This window comes from Neisseria sp. P0004.S004 (assembly GCF_051963335.1).
Lineage (GTDB): Bacteria > Pseudomonadota > Gammaproteobacteria > Burkholderiales > Neisseriaceae > Neisseria.
In genome coordinates, this window is record NZ_JBQCUK010000006.1 from 147,875 (window position 1) to 166,313 (window position 18,439).

The 18,439-nt window shown below is 42.5% G+C and carries 19 protein-coding genes; 15 read left to right on the plus strand and 4 right to left on the minus strand.

The window, feature by feature from the left end:
• Positions 1 to 169: 169 nt before the first annotated feature.
• A complete protein-coding gene (locus ACTHRY_RS06980) occupies positions 170 to 1,126 on the plus strand; it encodes a tyrosine-type recombinase/integrase (protein ID WP_440374125.1) in 957 nt (318 codons plus the stop codon).
• Here ACTHRY_RS06980 and ACTHRY_RS06985 read toward each other — a convergent pair.
• The 4 genes from ACTHRY_RS06985 to ACTHRY_RS07000 are packed head-to-tail and all read right to left on the minus strand — an operon-like array spanning position 1,110 to position 6,817.
• Positions 1,110 to 1,805 carry a DUF4400 domain-containing protein gene (locus tag ACTHRY_RS06985; RefSeq protein WP_049360037.1) on the minus strand — a complete coding sequence of 232 codons (696 nt, stop codon included), beginning with the start codon at positions 1,803 to 1,805 and terminating at the stop codon, positions 1,110 to 1,112. The genes ACTHRY_RS06980 and ACTHRY_RS06985 overlap by 17 nt on opposite strands.
• A complete protein-coding gene (traD, locus tag ACTHRY_RS06990) occupies positions 1,795 to 3,837 on the minus strand; it encodes a type IV conjugative transfer system coupling protein TraD (RefSeq protein WP_070822207.1) in 2,043 nt (680 codons plus the stop codon). The genes ACTHRY_RS06985 and traD overlap by 11 nt, the downstream gene beginning before the upstream one ends.
• The gene (mobH, locus tag ACTHRY_RS06995) at positions 3,834 to 6,401 is read right to left on the minus strand and encodes a MobH family relaxase (RefSeq protein ID WP_440374126.1); all 2,568 of its coding nucleotides are present in this window, start codon (positions 6,399 to 6,401) and stop codon (positions 3,834 to 3,836) included. Before mobH ends, traD begins: the two co-directional genes overlap by 4 nt.
• A complete protein-coding gene (locus ACTHRY_RS07000) occupies positions 6,398 to 6,817 on the minus strand; it encodes a hypothetical protein (RefSeq protein WP_440374127.1) in 420 nt (139 codons plus the stop codon). The genes mobH and ACTHRY_RS07000 overlap by 4 nt, the downstream gene beginning before the upstream one ends.
• Positions 6,818 to 7,300: 483 nt before the next feature.
• Between ACTHRY_RS07000 and ACTHRY_RS07005 the strand changes: the two genes are divergently transcribed.
• The 14 genes from ACTHRY_RS07005 to ACTHRY_RS07070 are packed head-to-tail and all read left to right on the plus strand — an operon-like array spanning position 7,301 to position 18,427.
• Positions 7,301 to 7,789, plus strand: a complete 489-nt coding sequence (locus ACTHRY_RS07005) for a lytic transglycosylase domain-containing protein (protein ID WP_440374128.1) — start codon at positions 7,301 to 7,303, stop codon at positions 7,787 to 7,789.
• Positions 7,759 to 8,280 carry an OmpA family protein gene (locus tag ACTHRY_RS07010; protein WP_440374129.1) on the plus strand — a complete coding sequence of 174 codons (522 nt, stop codon included), beginning with the start codon at positions 7,759 to 7,761 and terminating at the stop codon, positions 8,278 to 8,280. The genes ACTHRY_RS07005 and ACTHRY_RS07010 overlap by 31 nt, the downstream gene beginning before the upstream one ends.
• Before the next feature lie 54 nt (positions 8,281 to 8,334).
• Positions 8,335 to 8,631 carry a TraA family conjugative transfer protein gene (gene traA, locus ACTHRY_RS07015; protein ID WP_440374130.1) on the plus strand — a complete coding sequence of 99 codons (297 nt, stop codon included), beginning with the start codon at positions 8,335 to 8,337 and terminating at the stop codon, positions 8,629 to 8,631.
• 21 nt (positions 8,632 to 8,652) lie between these two features.
• Positions 8,653 to 8,934: a type IV conjugative transfer system protein TraL gene (gene traL, locus ACTHRY_RS07020; RefSeq protein WP_049323364.1), complete on the plus strand. Its 282-nt coding sequence runs from the start codon at positions 8,653 to 8,655 to the stop codon at positions 8,932 to 8,934.
• An 11-nt stretch (positions 8,935 to 8,945) separates the two neighbouring features.
• On the plus strand, positions 8,946 to 9,587 hold the full coding sequence (locus ACTHRY_RS07025) for a TraE/TraK family type IV conjugative transfer system protein (RefSeq protein WP_070822242.1): 642 nt from the start codon (positions 8,946 to 8,948) through the stop codon (positions 9,585 to 9,587).
• A gap of 1 nt (position 9,588) precedes the next feature.
• On the plus strand, positions 9,589 to 10,323 hold the full coding sequence (locus ACTHRY_RS07030; RefSeq protein WP_049323363.1) for a TraK domain-containing protein: 735 nt from the start codon (positions 9,589 to 9,591) through the stop codon (positions 10,321 to 10,323).
• A 1-nt stretch (position 10,324) separates the two neighbouring features.
• Entirely contained in the window at positions 10,325 to 11,641 is a 1,317-nt protein-coding gene (locus ACTHRY_RS07035) for a TrbI/VirB10 family protein (RefSeq protein ID WP_440374131.1), read from the plus strand.
• A gap of 10 nt (positions 11,642 to 11,651) precedes the next feature.
• Entirely contained in the window at positions 11,652 to 12,365 is a 714-nt protein-coding gene (locus ACTHRY_RS07040; RefSeq protein ID WP_070765327.1) for a DsbC family protein, read from the plus strand.
• Complete coding sequence (locus ACTHRY_RS07045; protein WP_440374132.1) at positions 12,362 to 12,943, plus strand: TraV family lipoprotein; 582 nt, start codon at positions 12,362 to 12,364, stop codon at positions 12,941 to 12,943. The genes ACTHRY_RS07040 and ACTHRY_RS07045 overlap by 4 nt, the downstream gene beginning before the upstream one ends.
• A 9-nt stretch (positions 12,944 to 12,952) precedes the next feature.
• Complete coding sequence (gene traC, locus ACTHRY_RS07050) at positions 12,953 to 15,529, plus strand: type IV secretion system protein TraC (RefSeq protein WP_440374133.1); 2,577 nt, start codon at positions 12,953 to 12,955, stop codon at positions 15,527 to 15,529.
• Positions 15,530 to 15,553: 24 nt separating this feature from the next.
• Positions 15,554 to 16,102 carry a hypothetical protein gene (locus ACTHRY_RS07055; RefSeq protein ID WP_440374134.1) on the plus strand — a complete coding sequence of 183 codons (549 nt, stop codon included), beginning with the start codon at positions 15,554 to 15,556 and terminating at the stop codon, positions 16,100 to 16,102.
• 20 nt (positions 16,103 to 16,122) lie between these two features.
• Positions 16,123 to 16,647, plus strand: a complete 525-nt coding sequence (locus ACTHRY_RS07060; protein WP_440374135.1) for a S26 family signal peptidase — start codon at positions 16,123 to 16,125, stop codon at positions 16,645 to 16,647.
• Positions 16,648 to 16,655: 8 nt separating this feature from the next.
• The gene (locus tag ACTHRY_RS07065; protein WP_440374136.1) at positions 16,656 to 17,312 is read left to right on the plus strand and encodes a conjugal transfer protein TraW; all 657 of its coding nucleotides are present in this window, start codon (positions 16,656 to 16,658) and stop codon (positions 17,310 to 17,312) included.
• Complete coding sequence (locus ACTHRY_RS07070) at positions 17,309 to 18,427, plus strand: TraU family protein (protein WP_440374137.1); 1,119 nt, start codon at positions 17,309 to 17,311, stop codon at positions 18,425 to 18,427. Before ACTHRY_RS07065 ends, ACTHRY_RS07070 begins: the two co-directional genes overlap by 4 nt.
• Positions 18,428 to 18,439: the final 12 nt, after the last annotated feature.

Genomic DNA, 18,439 nt, shown 5'->3' on the forward strand with positions numbered 1-18,439 from the left:
CTGTTGTTTATTCCTGTTTATTAACTAGTAGTTAATCATAAAATATTGCATTCATATAATACTCGAAATTTAAGTATTTTGCAAATACTTTTCAAACTTTAGCAACTTCTTTATACATTATAACACTAAGAGAGCATCAATTTTGACAGGTAACGAGGGTTTAAAGTAGATGTCCTCTGAAAGCAGTAAACAATATAATTTGATCTTCTCAGAATTTACGAGATATTTGCGTTCTAAAAAATATGCCATTTCAACAATCAAGTTGTATCAGCACAAACTTCAAATATACGGGCATATCTTACAATCATTGGGTTACAGGGATTTAATTGTACTTTGTGACCCTGATGTGTTTAAAAAGACGCTATTTTTATATCATCGCTCACTCAATAAAAGTTCAATTAAACGAAGAGAAGTATCATCGTTAAATCAGTATATTGCAAGTTGGCACTGTTTTAGAAATTGGTTCTGTTTTACAAGAAATTTAAAGGTATCTTCCCAAAAAGTAAAATATTTCAAGATGCCTGATAGCATGGTAAATTTAATTCCTATGTGTCAAATTTCTGTACAAACACCTAAAAATGAGCATGATGTTGTGCATCTTAGAAATTGGTGCATTTTAGATCTGATATATCATGCAGGTTTAAGAAATTGTGAATTATCCAGATTACAAATTCGAAATTTCATTCAGCATGAACAAGCACTTCATCTTGATAACAGGTTCAAGAGACCAAGAATTGTGTATCTTGATTATGTAAGTACCTATTACTTAGAGAAATATCTCAAATTATTACCTCATCACTATGAAATGCCAAATGGTTTAAATACGAAATTCCCATTATTTACCAAGAGAAATGGTACTGCAGTTACGAGGAATGAAATTTCTAAAGTTGTCACAACCTCAATACTGGGAGTTTTAAGGCAACCCATTACTCCAAGAACTTTGAGAAAAATTTGTGTATATAATTATTTGATTGCTTCCAACGATGTTAGGGCAGTACAAACTATGATGGGGTACAAGAATGTTTCTTCAATACAAAAATACTATAGTCATGATATTAGTTCCTTACGTAAAGACCTTAAAAAGGCACCACATAGGTTCCACTGGAATCCTAAAGATACTTTTTAAGATATTTGGCTTGCATGAAAATCATCCAAATTGCCGCTATCAAAGGCAAAGAGAGCAAGTAGGGCGAAATTGATATAGGAATACACATATAAATCATGCACCCCAACCAAATAATTCCTGTTCTCCAGTATTTTGCCCGGTGATAAATTCCGGCACTCTCCCGTGAGGCATTTTCCTGTCTGATAGCTCTCATCACTAACCCATCTATCAAAACCGGGATTGCAAAGATTGCCGCAATACCTACAAACAATGCCAAGTTCCCCAAACGTAATGATATAACCTTCAATGTAGCATCAAATTGTTGTAGGTATTTCATACGGGGAGCTAAGTAATTTTTGAATTTATAGCCGAAATCCGCCTCTGACTTAGCCTTCAGAGATTCATTGACTAATGTCAGGTCAAAAAATACGGTTTTCAGCCCCTTGTAACTTAGTCTGGCAATTTGCAGATTGATAGTATCTCCAACCTCTTTTCCTGGAAACGCATCATGGCCAACAGACTCAGACCATTTGATTTCATCTTCCAAGAGATTACCGGTACCAAAATAGTTTTGAGTCAACATCGAACTACCAAAGATAAGCAACACAATCAAAAATAAGGTATAAGCAGCTTTAAACGGGAGGAATAAGAACTTTAAAGGCAATGAGTTCATGTACCATGCGCTTGTATTAGACGGCATAACTACTTCCTTCCGTAAATGCGTTTTCTTCAGCCGAAGGCTGGCTTAGTCTGTAAACTTCGCGCATCTCAGCCGCCATTTCACCAATATGTGCTGGAATTTTCTCAAGCTTGTCCTTTTTGGGTAAGGGAAGCCGAATTTTATATAACTGGCCACCTTCAATAAGCGCGAAAGCTTGACCCTTTGGTAATTGGGTTAAATCAGCGGGCGTTAACATAGGAACTGTCTCAGCACCAATCCTGTCTTCGTTTCCACTGCTGAAATCTTCGTGACTATCCGGATAAGCAACATCTCCAGCCCTTGATACCAAGGTGCTGGTCATGATTTTGACTTCCGGTAACTGATTAGTCAGCATCTCTGCTGTTTCGACGGTTTTCACCCTAAGCATAATCATCGTATTCAAGTTGCCACCAATTTGACCTGCTTTAGCCGGGGAGCCAATTTTGGCTTCAACGTCTTTCCATGTTTGTGTATAAACCGTCACTTGATAGCCGGCACCACCGGCCTTATTCAATAACGGAATAAATTCGTCACCGATTAATTCATTGAATTCGTCTGCATGAATTGAGACTTTTCTTTTCTGAGTTTTTCCACTCTGTCCAACCCCATGGCCAAATTTATAGATCTGACCTGCAAGAGAGGTTAAGTCAGCAAACATCGCATTACCTACGGCTGCTGCAACTTCGGCATCAGATAGGGAATCCAATCCAATATAGACGACAGCATTCGATTCCATAACTTTGCGCCAGTCCATAATGATTCTTGGATCTGACAAATCCTCTGTATCCGGGCTTATAAGCTTGGCAACTTCGCCAGTCGTCAGTTTCTCCAGTAATGGATACAGAGAGCTGACTAGCTTCTCAAAATAGGATCTGTCATTGGACAAAATACCACCCAATGCGTCAATAAGAGGTTCGTTGTGCTTTTTGGCCTTCAAGAATGAACCGAGCTTCATTGTGTCCAAGTTGCGCCCTGTCTTGACTGCGCTTTTTGCTTCCGACTCCGGCATATCAAAATTGTCGAAGTCTTTCTCCCAACCAGGGTGATGCTTATCCAATATCTTTTTAAAGTAATCCCCCGCAAGTTCATCTACATTTGCAGCAGACTTATAGATATTTTCATAGCTTGGTTTAATGGATAAACCTTCCATGGTTTTCGTTAAAACGTTGACGAAACGCCAAACAAAATCCCGGAAGGCAGCAGACTGACCTTCAGAGGGCAGTTGGTTCGCAATCCTTGTCGCCACCTCCGTAATACGACCATAATCCCCGATTGGGTTGTACCGGCAACTGTACTCGGGGAAACCCAAATGGAACATATAAAATGGCCTGTTTGATTTTTGCGATTCGACATACATTCGAGTCATCAGGTCAGCATCGCCTTTGGGGTCAAAGGCGATCGTTACATCACCCCGCCGAATATCCTGAACGATCATGGTTTCACATAGTCGGGTTTTACCAACGCGGGTTGTGCCCAATACAACCTTGTGGCCAACGCGTTCCCCTAAATCTTCCCAAATATCATCTTCATCAATTTCAATGCCATGTAATTCAGGAGAACCGCCCACCGGAGGTAAGGGAGCAACCGGATTCCACCATGCTGATTTCCGAGTTATGCGGGAAATCCAGTCTGTACCCATTGTCTCAATCTCATGTTTTCTCGCTGCCTTATAGAGTTTAGAGGGATTACGAAGTCCGTCATTCTCAGGCTGGCGAACCATAAAAAGACGTTGGGTATGTGTTTGTGTCCATCTAAACCCTTTCCCAAGAAAAAGTGCTTTATCAGAAGAAGGAATTTCATCAGCGGTAAGGGCATAATAGGGCAACTTCCGGATATTTTTCCGGAAACGCATAATGCGTAATGCTGATAACGCGCGTTTGACTGAAACCACCGAAAAAATGGCTAAACTGCCATAAGCAATTACCGGAGGTACAGGCAAATGTGCTACTGAAACCGCTGTGGTGGAGTATGCGGCTACACTGATCCATTCATAGGGTGATCGATAAACGTTTTCAGGGAAGTGGGCACTCATTTTTGTTCCATTACTAATAAGTCGGATTCATCCAATTTAATATCGGTATTATTCTGAGGTCTTGAACCTGGCTGTATGATATGTTTGATATTATGTTCAGGGATAAGGTAGCAATAGAAGAGTCTGCGATTGCTACCATTTGTCGTTAGAACCCTATGCAATGAGCTTTTTTTCGTCCTTGCATGCAACCTCAAAGCTTCAAAGCCTTTTTGTGTAAGAGGGCCTAGGCTTTCCGTATCAGATTTATTGAACACGCCGCCGGCGTAATCTCTAAATACGGCTGGCGTAACCAACAGCATTCCCTGTTCAATAAAGTGGACTGTTGCACCACTTCTATTGACAGCTATGCTGCCGTCTCCTAATCCATCTGCCAGCCATCGTAAAAACTGCATACCACGGTCTCTGGCTTCCATATGTTTGGCTTTGACTGAATCCTCGACTATTTCGGTTGACTCTGTTTCTGATTGCTTTTTCAAATTACGTTCAGAAACTAAGGCTTCGAGTTCGGCCATATTCTTCGCTCCGCTTGCAAGGCTATCTAAACCTTGAGAGTCATCCATGACTTGAACTGGACGTGGACTAGATGTAGGTTCTTTTAGTCTTAGCTGCTCCAGTTCACGCATACCATTTTGTGCTGATTCAGATTCAGGCAATGAAACTGCTTCAGTATCAATTTGATGGGTTACTGTCTCAGTTGTTTTAATCTGTCCATGTTCTGATTCAGGATCAGCTGTTTTCTCAACAGGTTTACGATCGTCTGAGAAAAGGTCGGCCAGTTTTTTGCGGCCTGCTTTGGTACCCGATTTAATTGTTTTTGGAGTTTTATCTGTCTCAGTTTCTTTAACCTCAGTGTGAGGTTTGGCTACTGTCTCAGTTTCAACTTCCACGCTTATATTTTCCTGAATCGGGCTATCGGCATTTACTGCTGTCTCAGCTTCCGTATTGGTTTGTTCTGTTTGTTCTGAATCAGGTTCTATCAGGTTAAAGTTTTCGATTAAGTTATCAATTGAGCTGTAATCCGGTTTATTTGGGTTTTCAGCATTTTCTGTATCACTAGATCTATTTTCCTCTGGAGCAGGTGTGTTCTTGCTACTATCAAAAGCAGAGTTTGCTGTCTCAGTTTGATTTATTTCAGGCAGGGAATGCTGTTCTGTCATTTCCGGTTGAATAGACAAAAAATCCATTTTGTCTTTGGTGTTGGCTGGCTTAACTTCAATATCTTGTGTCTTAATCGATGTTTTATCCTCTGAATCTACAACATCTGCTATTTCTTTTTTGGCGGCAACTTCAGAAAGATTGCCTAAGAACTCAGCCGGATAATCTCCATCCGGATACAAGGTTTTAGCATTGAAACAAAGTACACTGAATATATTGCGAACCTTTTCACCGTCCATGCGGGTAAACTCAACCTCTATATGGGTAATTGCCCTGTGAGGATCGTTTTCCGGCGGAATGACGGCACGGTACTCAAATAATGTGTCAAATATCCTTTGGTTATCAGTTGGAAATGACCCTGCAGCAGGATGTTGATTTTTTCTCAAATACTGCCGGATGTAGTCAGGTACATTTTTTGACATCAAATAGATACGATCACCCTTGCGGAACAGGTCACCACCGGCAGTCGTTGCGATGCTGAAATGGACCCCTCTGTCGGATAACATTTCCTTCAATGTTTCCATAATCGTTTCAATAAATGGTTTACGCTTGGCAGTTGAAAAGCGTTGACGGCTGCCACTTCGTAAATCCCGTGAAACCGAAGTCATATCAGCATTTTTTATTAACTGTTCAAGAGGACTACCATCTTTTTTCCCACTCAGATAATTTCTCAAGGTAATCATTAAATTTGGATCGGTTGTAGCAAGCCATTGTCTGACATGCGAAGGAACCAAAGCTTGAAAGAATGTCCAAGCGATTTCGGCATGTGTGCTGTAAGCAGACTTTGCATCAGGAAATTCGACACGATAATAAAGCTTACCGCTTTCAGCCATCGAACCTGCATCAGGCAACCATAGCAATTTTTCAAGGCTGGTACCTGAATCAAACAGCTCAACTTGAAATCCAGTCACAGTTTTACCAACATCATGGAGTAGGGCTGCGCACATGATTCCATAACGCCAGGCCGCGGTTTTTTTTGCTATTTCCTCCGTTTTGGCATTAGGCGGCCATGATTGAGATGTCGATGCGACTAGGGCCAGTGCAGCTACATCGAGTGTATGGCGGACTAAACCACCATCACCTGCATGGTGATGAGACTCACTGGCGGGAAGCCTTTGAACAAAGGCTATATATTTTTCCAAAAAGGGAAGGGCATCCTTACTCCAGTTTTCATCCGACAACCCTAAATTCATCTTAATACCGGAAATTTGAGGGCTTAAGTCGAGCACCTGAATCAGTTCATGCGCTTTTAAAATGCGAAATCGGTCATTGACTATATTCTGATCGCGATGGGAACCCTCATCATTATGTGATGCGGGTTCAGCACTTTTTTTGGTATTTATCAGGTATAGCATTGAGCCACCGATAAGCATTAGCGAGGATGCTAATGTGATAAGGCTTGTTTTCATGATGCTTTAAGCAAAGATTTTAGCCACATGCTGACTTCTTCTTTTTTTGCATGTGGTATATCAGCAATCAATTGATTGGGTAACGTAGTATGTCTAATACAAAATTCACCAAAACTTTCTTTTAGCGAATTCCAGTATTCTGAACCGTATTGAGCCATGAGAAATAAGATTTCAAAGTCATCGGCCAAAGCGTCTGCAAAAACCGTGTCATTTATATCTTCCGGCAATGGATCTAAAAGTTTATCCAGCTTCTCGATAAGGAAGGTTGCCGTATTTTCATCGTCATCGAGAGTCATCATTTCCAGATAACCGGTAGCACGCTGCATCCAGAACAACAATACGCAAGACCAGTTTTTATTGATATTTGTAAAGCGATTTACGACACCAAGAAGCTTGGAAAGATCTGTTTCATTCATTTTGATTAAAAAGTCAGAGTTGTTAAACCATTCATATAATCAAAAAAAGTTACTATGTCAAAAATCAAAGTAAAAAAGGTTATTTTAATTAGAATTGTCACAAAACAGAGTTTTTAGCGTATAATTACGACCCTTTTAATAAACAAAGACCTGCATTTTGACATGCAGGTCTTTGTTTTACCTTTAACTTTTATCCTTTTCCCTTAAACCTTTTTCTTTAACCATTAAGGCTGTTGCTTTACCGTTACAGCTTTTAAAAAAGGCCGTCTGCGATTTTTTTAGCAGACGGCCTTTTGGCTTTTGGATAAGAGCCTTTACCCTTGTGGCATTCCTTTTAATATCAATAGGTTGTAGTAGGGTGGTTTCTATTATTTTGAGCGTAAACTTTAATTATATCACAATTATTTTATAAAAAAATATTTCTAAATAATTTAGTTAATTTCTTTTGATTTAACAAAACTTGTCGATTCTAGGTAAAAATCAGTGCCTACATACAACGACAGTAAAGACATGAGATTAAGGGCCATACTTTTACAGTTCGTCGTACCAGGTGTTTTGGTACTCGCATCTACAGGAGCAGATGCTTTTTGTTATCGGGAAGCCGGCAACAAATATGGTATCGATCCCGATATGTTGGAATCGATCGCATTAACAGAAAGCTCTTTCAGACCGAATATTGAAAGTCATACAGCCGATATTGGCTTGATGGGTATCAACCGTTCATGGCTACCCGTACTTCACAAAAAATTCGGTTTAACAGAAGCAGATGTATGGAATCCATGCACAAATGTACACATTGGTGCATGGATATTGGCAAATAGTTATCGTCAACATGGCAAATCTTGGGAAGCGGTTGGTGCTTATAACGCTGCATGTACCAAACTTAAAGGTCGGGCATGCTATCGCGCAAGAATGACGTACGCAAATAAGGTATATCAAAATTGGAAACGATTAAAAACACGCTCTTCGTAGCTTCCACAATGATTCTGACAGCCTGTGCCGCCCCAAAACAGGACGTGGTCGAGCTGCCTCAAGACGCAACTTATACAGTGGAACAAAATCAACTGGGCGAATTTGTTTTTTGCCGTAATGAAGAGTGTTCAGGATTTGAACGCAAAGTTTTGGCGGAACAGCCGGTTTATGCTCATACAGAAAGCAGTTTTCAACAAGATGAGATCAGGGTGTTTTTCAATTTAGGTAGTTCACACCTCGGTGCGGAGGGCGTGAGAACGCTCAAACGTGTTCTGCCTAAATTGAAAAAAACTCAGACGGTTTATTTACGCGGATGGGCTGACAGTATCGGAGGCCGAAATACTGCAATTAATAGACGTTTGGCTAAACAACGGGCAGCAGTGATCGGTAAATGGCTAAGGAAACATAATGTCTCCGCAAAAATTCGAACTGCCAGTTCCCCTGCCTGCTGCAATAGTGATGACACACGAACTGTTGTAATCACTTGGTAAAGAATGATCGGACGCAAAAGCTTGGCGATACAAGCTCTATATATGAGGTTCTTTATGAATATCAAACAAACTAAAGTAGCAAAATACGCAGCCGTGATTGCATTGGCTTTGACCACTAATTTGGCAATGGCCGCTACAACCGGCGCTGAATTTAAAGGCTTGGCTGACATGGTATCAGGCTGGTCTGAAGGCTATCTGGGTATGGCTTTGGGCTTGACTGCATTCTTGATCGGTTTGGCCGTAGGTCTGATGAAACAAACCATCATGCCATGTATCGTCGGCTTGGGTGTTGGCCTGGCCGCAACATTGGGCCCGGGCATCATTAAAGGTATGTTCACCTTGATTGTTTAATCAAACCGAAAAAGGGAAGTGATGAGAGATTTTCGAGTTCCAGTATCGATAGACGATCCCAAGAAAGCATTTATTTGGGATTTGGACGTATTCATCTTATTTATGTCCGGATTCGGTATAGGTATTGTCTCTCGTCACTTTTTCATTTCCATGTCGCTTAGTCTTTTTATCGCATGGCGATGGGGAAAGTTGAAGTCGGGCAAGCATCAATGGTTCTTTTTGCATGTTCTTTATTGGTACCTACCCATTAATGAAAAAAACAAACGGATACCTGAAACAAATAAACGGGAGTTTCTAAATTGAAGACTGAGTATATGTTGAGTGAATTAGCGGTAAGAACCGGCATCAAGGTCTTTTTTTGGGTAGTTTTGGGTATGTCTATAACTGCCAATCTATTTTTGTCTGCGACGGTACTCTTCAAAGGTACTGTTGTTCAAACAACGCTGACTCCTCCGGAAATCCGGCGTTCAATGACTGTATCAAACATCGCTTTTTCAAAAGAATATCTTGAAGAAATGGCTCCCTATGCAGCCTATCTTCTCTTAAATGTAACCCCTAAAACAGTTGATTATCAAAACAGCCAATTATTAAAAATCGTTGCTCCTGATTATAAAGATGCCTTGGAAAAGGAACTGTCTTTAAATGCCTTATGGGTTAAGAAAAATAATGTCAGCACCACTTTTAGTGCGACAGAAGCAACGGCAGACACTTCAGACAATACAGTTTCCATTCGTGGCGTTTTTGAGGTTAAACGCAACAATACAGTAGTGGAGCAAAAAGACCGCGAGCTACTCATTTCTTTCAAAAATAATTATGGAACGCTGCAATTACTATCGATTAAAGAAGTTCAAAAGCGCGTAACTAAAGCAGAACCCGCAAATCAGGAAGAATCCGAAGTAAAAACCGAGGATGTAGAAATCAGTAAAACGGCATCAGAATTTAAAGGCGGTAATTGATATGTGTTCACCATTAAAAAAAATTGTCTTTACTGCCTTATTGGTAGCTGGACCCATCACTAGTTTTGCCGAGCAACGTGTGGCTGCAACAGAAAATACACCTCACGTTGTTTCAGTAAGTAAACGCAACTTGAGCAGAATCGCTATTGAAGGCGGTCGAATTGCCTCATGGAAATTTATGGATGGCGATCTTGAGCTTCAGAAAGATACGACAACAGGTCAACTGTTTGTTCGAAGTTTGACCTCAAATCCTACAAATCTTTTTGTTGTAAGCGAGGAGGGTAAGACCTACTTGCTGGTTCTTAAGCCTACATCGAAACAGGGTGACAACATTGTAATCGATGTGGCAGGTGCGAATCGTCATGAAGCAGCAGTATTGGCTGCGAAAAGCGGTCCTATGCCTGTGACGATGAATAGTACCGAATATGTGCGAGCTATCAAAAAAATGATGGCCTCCATGATGAGTGGCACTAGCGGCGATATGGGCATCAATCACAGTCGTGAATACCAAACCATCCCATTGTGGGAAAACACGCTGTTTGTTCAAACCGGAAGTTACACCGCCGCCGATATGCAGGGTTTTTCTTTCACATTAACTAATTTGGGTTCCAAACAACTTGAAATTAGAGAGCAGGAATTTTACCGACAAGGCGTTTTGGCGGTAGCGGTACGGAAACAGATTCTACAACCCGGAGAAATTACCGACGTATTTATTATCAGCCGTCTGGGAGGTTGAGATGAGGGTGAAAGTAAACAAATTTAACCTTTCAGCTGCACGAAAACGGCAGTTGGCCATTGCAGGTATGGTTGCAGGCGGTATGGCAGCAATTGTAGGCAGTGCGATTTATGTCATTGAAGGCAATAAAAAGAAATCAGCCGAAGTCACACAGGTTCAAAACAAACAGCAGATCCTCAAAACTGATTTTACAAGTCCACAAGCAGGCATTACAGACAACTCTTTATGGATGAACACGGAAAGTTCGAAGATTGAAGATGCGAATCGAAAAATCAGCGAATTAGAAACCATGGTTCAGCAGTTACAAGCAAAAGAGAACGGTAGCAATCCTGACTCAAGTAAGGGACTGGGACCCGATGGTTTAGGCAAGCCGCCAGCAATAAGCGGCATTGGCGATAACGGCCAACTCCCCCCAGCACCTCCGGCAGGTACATTGCCAAATGGGGCATCTCCTGCAGCAGACAGACCCATTGAACGAAGAATTGTTTCAGGAAGTATGAATGAGGCAGAGCTGCAACCTGGAACGACTGGAGCAGTAAATACCGGAAATCCGAATGAAAATGTACGGGTTTCCCCACAATTAAAAGAAGCGGAGTGGGTTAAATCAAAAACTCCGCGTATGAATATTGAAGTAGTTGAAGACGGCGGAAAAGTTTCCGTCTCTCAAGGCAAGTTTCGGGCGCGTGACTCGTATATACCAAGCGGTACTTTTTTCCGATCTGTACTGTTAGGTGGGGTTGATGCACCGACCGGGGGTGAAGCACAAAATGCCAGCCCCCACCCAGTTTTAATGCGCGTAACTGATTTTGCGCAACTGCCCAACCGGTTTAAATACAACTTTAGAGAGTGCTTCGTTACCGGTCAGGCTTACGGCGATATATCTTCAGAACGCGCATACATCAGATTGCAGAATCTCAGCTGTGTAGGTACCGATGGCCGAGCCATTGATATGCCAGTAAAAGGTTACGTTGCCGGTGAAGACGGAAAAACAGGTGTTAGAGGCAATCTTGTAACGAAACAAGGCCAACTCTTGGCGAATGCACTGATGTCGGGCGTTATTAGCGGTATGGGTAAAGGCGTATCCGAAGCATTCAAAGTGACAAGTGATACTGCATTTGGAAGCACGACCTCCGTTCGAGGTAGTGATCAATACCGTGCAGGAATTGCTTCGGGTATCGGTGGTGCAGCTGACAGACTGGCTGACTACTATATCAAACTTGCCGACAAGGTATTCCCTGTGGTCGAAGTCAATGCAGGCCGTCAAGTGGATGTCGTACTGACTCAAGGTATTGAAATTGATACCGGCGAAACTAAATAGGATGGATTCAATGAAAAAGAAAATCTTGGCCACTATTGCAGCAATCACAGCTTTTCAGACGGCCTTTGCCGATGTCAAAACTGTTGAAAGCACTCTGCACAAGTTGTACCCCAATACCACCTTTTCTTCAGTAAAGGCCACCCCCATGGCTTCAATTTATGAAGTGACAATGGGTGACAACATAGCCTATGTACAAGAAAACGGTCGCTATTTCATTTTTGGCGCGTTGTACGATATGCAAGAGCAGAAAGACTTGACCGAGATGTCTCGTTCAGCGGTAACACAAAAAAGTTATTCCCAACTGCCATTCAAAAACGCCATCAAAATCGTTAAAGGCAATGGCGGTAAAGGCAAACGTGAATTTGCACTTTTTTCTGACCCAGATTGCCCGTTCTGTCGTCGTTTGGAAGAAACATTGGCCGGCATGACAGACTATACCGCATACGTTTTCATGTTCCCGATTAAATCCCTCCACCCTGATGCAATTTCAAAAGCAGAACGTATCTGGTGCAGTAAAGATCGTGAAAAAGCATGGAATAACTACATGCTGATGGATAAAGAACCGGCAGCCGGTAACTGTAAAAACCCTGTATCAGAAAATATTGCACTCGCAGAGCAGCTTAAAGTTCGCGGTACTCCAAGCATGATTCATAAAGATGGTCGGCGTACATCCGGTGCTATGCCGCGTGCTGAATTGGAAAAATGGTTGAATGGAGCGGAATGATGCGTTTGAAAGCCTTATCAATTACTGCGGCAATTTTGATTCTTAGCGGATGTTCAACCTTAACCATGTCCGGTATCGGCGGTAGTGAAAAATTCCGATGCTCAAATGCTTGGAACAGTGATGATCCTTATTGCGCATCCATAAGCAGTAACTATAAAGCATCTGTTGCAGGTGTTTTACAAGACGGCATGAAAAGACAGGTTGGACAACCTTACACAGATCAAAGTGCCCGAACATTGATGTTAACGCAAGCTTATTCCTCCGGTACGCCTATTCGCTCTCAAAGTGAAATTGCTCGTATTTGGGTTGCTCCATATCTTGATACGGATGGCGATTTAAATGATCAAAGTTTCACATATGTCGTTCTGAATCAGGGTGATTGGTTAATAGCCCACAATCAGCAACAGATCATAGACGAGTACCGTCCTATCCGCTTATTGGGGAATGGATCTAAAACTTCAGACAGTGCGGTTGATACTTCTTCAACCAATTCAAATAACACAAATGACCGTATCCCCGATGTTGGTGTGAATCTTAATCTGCAGGAAACATCGGGTATTCCCGGTACCACTCGCTAGAGGTATGTAATGGGTGTCCTGTCAAAATTTAAAAATTGGTTAGCTGGTTCGGATGATGTCGATCAACCGATGGAAGCCTTACACAACAACCCTGTTGATCCTGACTTTGACCATTTGAGCGACTATCTCAATTATGGTGCATACGATACCAAAACAGAGTTATTTACTCTGATGTCCGTTAAAGGCGACAAACCGTTGGGTATGGGCTTTGTTTTTGAACTCAACCCATTTTTAGGTGGCAGTGATGACCTGATCAGTAAGTGGGGCAACCTGTATGCGCTGCTTCCTGAAAAAACGCCCATACAAGTTCAGATTTTCGGCTCCCCTGATCTGAGAAACTACTTCAATGAATATGAGCAAGTCCAAGCATCACGTCCTATCGACGACCCGATGCGGAGCACATTTGAAACTTTGGCCAAGAAACGTACTGAATTTTGGAATAAGGGTACACAGAAGGTCTTAGTAGAAAATACGGCCATTCGCTTACGAAATCTGCGCTGTATCCTCAGTGTAAATTTGAATATTTCGCCTGACAATGCGGTTGAAGTCAGTAAGGCCGTTTCGCTCCTTGCCCGGATGCGTGATGCACTCATCTCCATGAAGATTTATCACCATACTTGGGATGCAAATGATTTATTGGGTTGGACAACACTCCTACTCAATCCTAATAGGATGTTTACTGGCCAACAAGATGAAATCGATCCTGTTTGGGACGAAACTAAATTCTTGAGTGAACAAATGATTGAGACCCGCACATCTATCAAGGTTCTTGATAGTGGTTCGGGGCTGAGATTTGGCAACCGTGCTGCGGGGGATTGCGTGATCGCTCAATGCTATTCGGCCAATCGTTACCCGGAAGAGTTTCATCTGTCCAATATGGGTGCATTGATCGGTGATGCCATTGAAGCAAACATGAATTACACATCACCATTTCTGATTTCCATGGCGATGTTCAAGCGTGATTATGATACTTCCAGCAATACCGTAAAACTAAAGGCCGCTCGTGCCAAACAAACAGCGGAATCCAAGATGGCCGCAGTCATGCCGGAGGCTGCAAAAATCAAACGTGATTACGACATTTGCCTTGAAGCATTCGGTAAAGGCGGTGGTGGTCTGGTGAGTTTGTTGCACCAAGTTGTTATTTGGGAAAGACCTGAAAACATCAACTTGGCAGAAAGCCAGGCGGTATCTATTTGGCAGTCTCAAGGGTTTGGTCTTTATCGCGACCAATATCTTCAACTGGGATCATATTTGACTGCCCTCCCAATGGCTATCGACAAAGAGGTTGAAAAATATTTGGACAGTAAGAAAAGATGGTCAACCAAAACCATGACCAATGCTGTCTGTATGTCTCCCATTATCGGTGAGTGGCACGGTTTAGGAAGACCTGTCATCGGTTTGTTTGGTAAGCGTGGCCAGGCCATGGGAATCGACTTATTTGCCAACCCCGCCGGTAACTATAACTTCGCCATTATTGGTGCTTCCGGTTCCGGTAAATCATTTTTTGCCAATGAAATTGTGCGCAATTACATGGGGCTGGGAACTCAGGTATGGATTATCGACGTTGGCCGTTCGTATGAAAAATTCTGCCAAATGATTGGCGGTCAATATATCGAATTTACCTATGAAGCAGGGCTGTGTTTCCCACCATTCCAAATGGTAACAGACATCAATGAAGATATTGAAATGTTGAAACTGATCTTTTCATTGATGGCCTCTCCGTCAGGCTCCCTAACTGAACAGCAGGAAGCCAAGCTTCAACGAATTATCGAAGAAGTATGGTACGAATTTGGACAAGAAGGCACGGTTGATCATGTAAGAGAACGCTGTCTCAGGTGTTTGATTACCGGAAGCAATGAAGGAGGAGAACCCGGCGAACGAGATCTGTCTATGGTGGCCGTTGCCGACCAACTGTACACATACTGTTCAGAAGGTATCTATGGCAGTTACTTCAATGGGAAATTGAATGTCGAATTTAAAAATGACTTGGTTGTACTGGAACTCGAAGAGTTAAAAACCAAGCCGGATCTGCAACAGATCATCATGCAGCTGATTATGTACCGCATTATGCAGGGTATGTATCTGTCACGAAGTCAGTACAAAATCATGATGATTGACGAGGCTTGGGCATTGTTGGGTGATACAGGTACAGCTGCTCGTTTTATTGAGGAAGGCTACCGCCGAGTCCGTAAGTACAAAGGCGCATGCGGTACGCTGACGCAAGGTGCAAATGACTACTACAAGACCAAGGCAGCTGAAGCAGCGTTAGAGAACGCCGACTTTGTTTTCCAATTGCGTACCGGGGCTAAATCGCTCAAAACCATTCAAGAGAAAGAACCTTTTGAAATCAATGATGGAATTATGCAGATTCTCCGAACTTTGAGCAAAACTGACTACTACAGTGAAATATTTGTCTCTACCCCGATAGGTTATGGAGTAGGACGGTTGTACTCAGATCCATTCAACGTACTTGCCTCAAGCTCAAAAGCAGAAGACGTTGAAGCCGTGAACCATTACAGAAATCAGGGATTGAATACAGCCGAGGCCATTGAAGCAGTTTTAAGGGACCGGGCTGCAACCCACTAATTATGCAGAGGATAGGATTTTAAGATGACTGAAGCAAAAGAAAAGAAAGAAAACCCAGCAAATACCGCTCCGGAAAAGAATCCGGAGGATAACGGTGTAGAGGTTTCATTGGGCAGCCTTGTAATCGGCGCAATTTCTATCGCTGCATTGGGTTTGGGTGTATGGAATTTCATGAAAACCAATGAGAAACCAGTCCATATTGTTGATTTGGCCGGTATCTCCATGACTTACCAGGAACAGGCAAAAAACCAAGGGCTGCAGAATGGAATTTCCGACCAGCAACGAGCCGCCATCCTCCAAAACTATCAAGCAAAAATGAATACCTTGCAACAGGTTATCGAGGAAAAGGTAACTCAGTGCGGCTGTAACATCTTTGTCAAATCTGCATTGGTAGGACGGAACACAGAGGTGGTTGATATTACGGCTGACATCATGAAAGAGTTGGATAAACGTATTCCTGCCACAGCTGTAGTTGCGGCACCTGCACATCCACAAGTTGAACAGACTTCCCCTGTACCGATGATGGAAGAGGGTAAAGGTACGCCAGTCACCGAAGAAGAAGCGGCGCGTTGATATTTGGAATTATGATGGAAATGGCACAAAAAGAAAGCAACAAAGCAGTTCTGAAACGTCTTTATCAGGAGTTTTGTCAAAAATATGCAACCCCATTTTTAGCCGTTGTCGTCTGCTTGTTGGTATTCAATCAACATTTTGCTTTAGCTTTAAATCTTTCCTATTCATTGCCTTATCATCTTTACCTCATCAAAAAAGATGTGAACAAGCTAAGTGATCTGAAGCAGGGCGATTATGTGGCCTTTGCATGGCAAGGCGGTTTTTACCCTATCGGTACGCAGGTCATCAAAGAGGTTGCCGGACTTCCCGGAAATCATGTAACGAAAACGAATCGTACTTTTTTCATTGATGGTAAAGAGGTAGGTACTGCAAAAGAATACTCCCTAGATGGCATGAAGCTGGCAATCAATCCATTTGAAGGGGAAATTCCCCAACGGTACATGTGGGTTAAAACAGGACACAAAGATAGCTTGGACAGTCGCTACGAGTTATCCGGTTTAATCCATTCAGGGCAAATTATTGGTAAGGCGGTCCCCATTTTTTAGGAGTGAGTATGTCCCATAAAAAAAAGATAGCTTCGGTAACACTGGTTGCAATACTCGCAACAGGCATTTCATCATGGGTAATCGCATCGACACACTCCGGTGAACAAGCCGGTGCCAAAATTGGCCCAACATACCCAATAGCGGAAAAACATGCAATTCGCGAAATTGAAGCACGTTTAAAGGCTAAACAAGACAGTGGTCAATTGGCTGCAATGCAGAAAGAAGTTCAAGAAAGAACAAATCGATCTGCCTTAAATTTACCGCCGGTAGAAGGTTTAACGAAGGCAACCAAAGGCTCTGTTCGTTACTTTGACCCAAGTTATACCCTGACTGAAACAATTTATGACCAAGACGGCCAAATTATTGCTCCTGTCGGTACCGTGGTTAAACCTTTGGAAGTAGCCCCGATCCCATTCAAAATGTTTTTCTTTGATGGCCGAGAACCCGATCAAATCGATCTAGCCAAGAAACTTGCAGCGGAATATGGTGAATCATTTATGCCTATTCTGACTGCAGGCGATTGGTATGAATTATCAGCAGAAATGGACCAGGCAGTTTATTACGACCAACAAGGACGTATGTCCAAAAGTTTTCAGCTGTCTGAAGTCCCAAGTTTGGTTTCCCAAGAAGGAAACCGGCTCCGCGTAGAGGCCATGAAACCGTGAAAAATTTTTTATCCCCACTGAAATTACTGCTTCCATTATTGCTACTTCCCACATTCTCTTTGTCTCACGCGGCTGAGGCTGTATCTACTACTTCAAATTCAAATAAATTAACCTGCCAAGGGAAGATGCTTAATCCGATAAACGATATATGTTGGAGTTGCATGTTCCCAATCAAAATTGGCGGAAGTATCAACCTAAACTACTCAAATCAGGAAGACAATAAATCCACCCCAAATGATTGGTTTTGTGCGTGTAGTAAGCCTACCCGTGCAGGCGTAACGGTTTCCTTTTGGGAGCCGACACACTTGGTAGAAGTCGTGCGTACACCGTTCTGTATGGTGAGCCTGGGCGGTATCTCTCTTAAAAAGCAAAAAGTGGATGCGTCTGAAACAGCGGATAAGGCTGATACATCAAATAAGATTCAAAAACTTTTTGGTGGCGCGCATAAACGTGGCCGGAATGAGCAACATGAGCAGCACAATGCCTTTTACCAAGTTCATTGGTACAAGAATCCGGTTGTGTTTTGGTTGGAAGCCTTATTGGATAACGATTGTATAGAAGAGGGCACTTTGGATATTGGTTGGATGACAGAACTGGATCCTACTTGGAAATATCCGTCATTGGCCGTCTATCAAGCTCCTGATTCCGCGCTTTTTGCCAATGTGGTTGCTCAAGCAGCCTGTGCAGCTGACTGTGTAAAAGCTGCAACTGGCTTTCCATTTAGTAAATTGTATTGGTGTGCCGGTTGCCACGGAACGATTTACCCATTATCAGGATGGATGTCCGGCCATTTCTCTGAAGTACAGGCCGCCAAACTAATGGTGGCAAGAATGCAGGCAAAAATGCACAGGGATTTGGTAGCCTGGAGAGCATCAGGAAAGGATGCTTTATGCGGGTACAAACTCAATCCGGTAATGGATAAGCAGAACTACAAAATGGCCATGACCTATCCCGTAGCTGCACGAAAATATAAAGGACGTTGTTGCGACCCTATTGGACGTTCAACATTAGTCAGAGACAGTGGCAAAGCCTTTCCTTACAAAGGCAATCAGTTTGCCTTCCAACTTTTCCGTAAGCGCGACTGCTGCGGTGCATATAAATTTAAGAGTGATTGACAGGAGATAGAG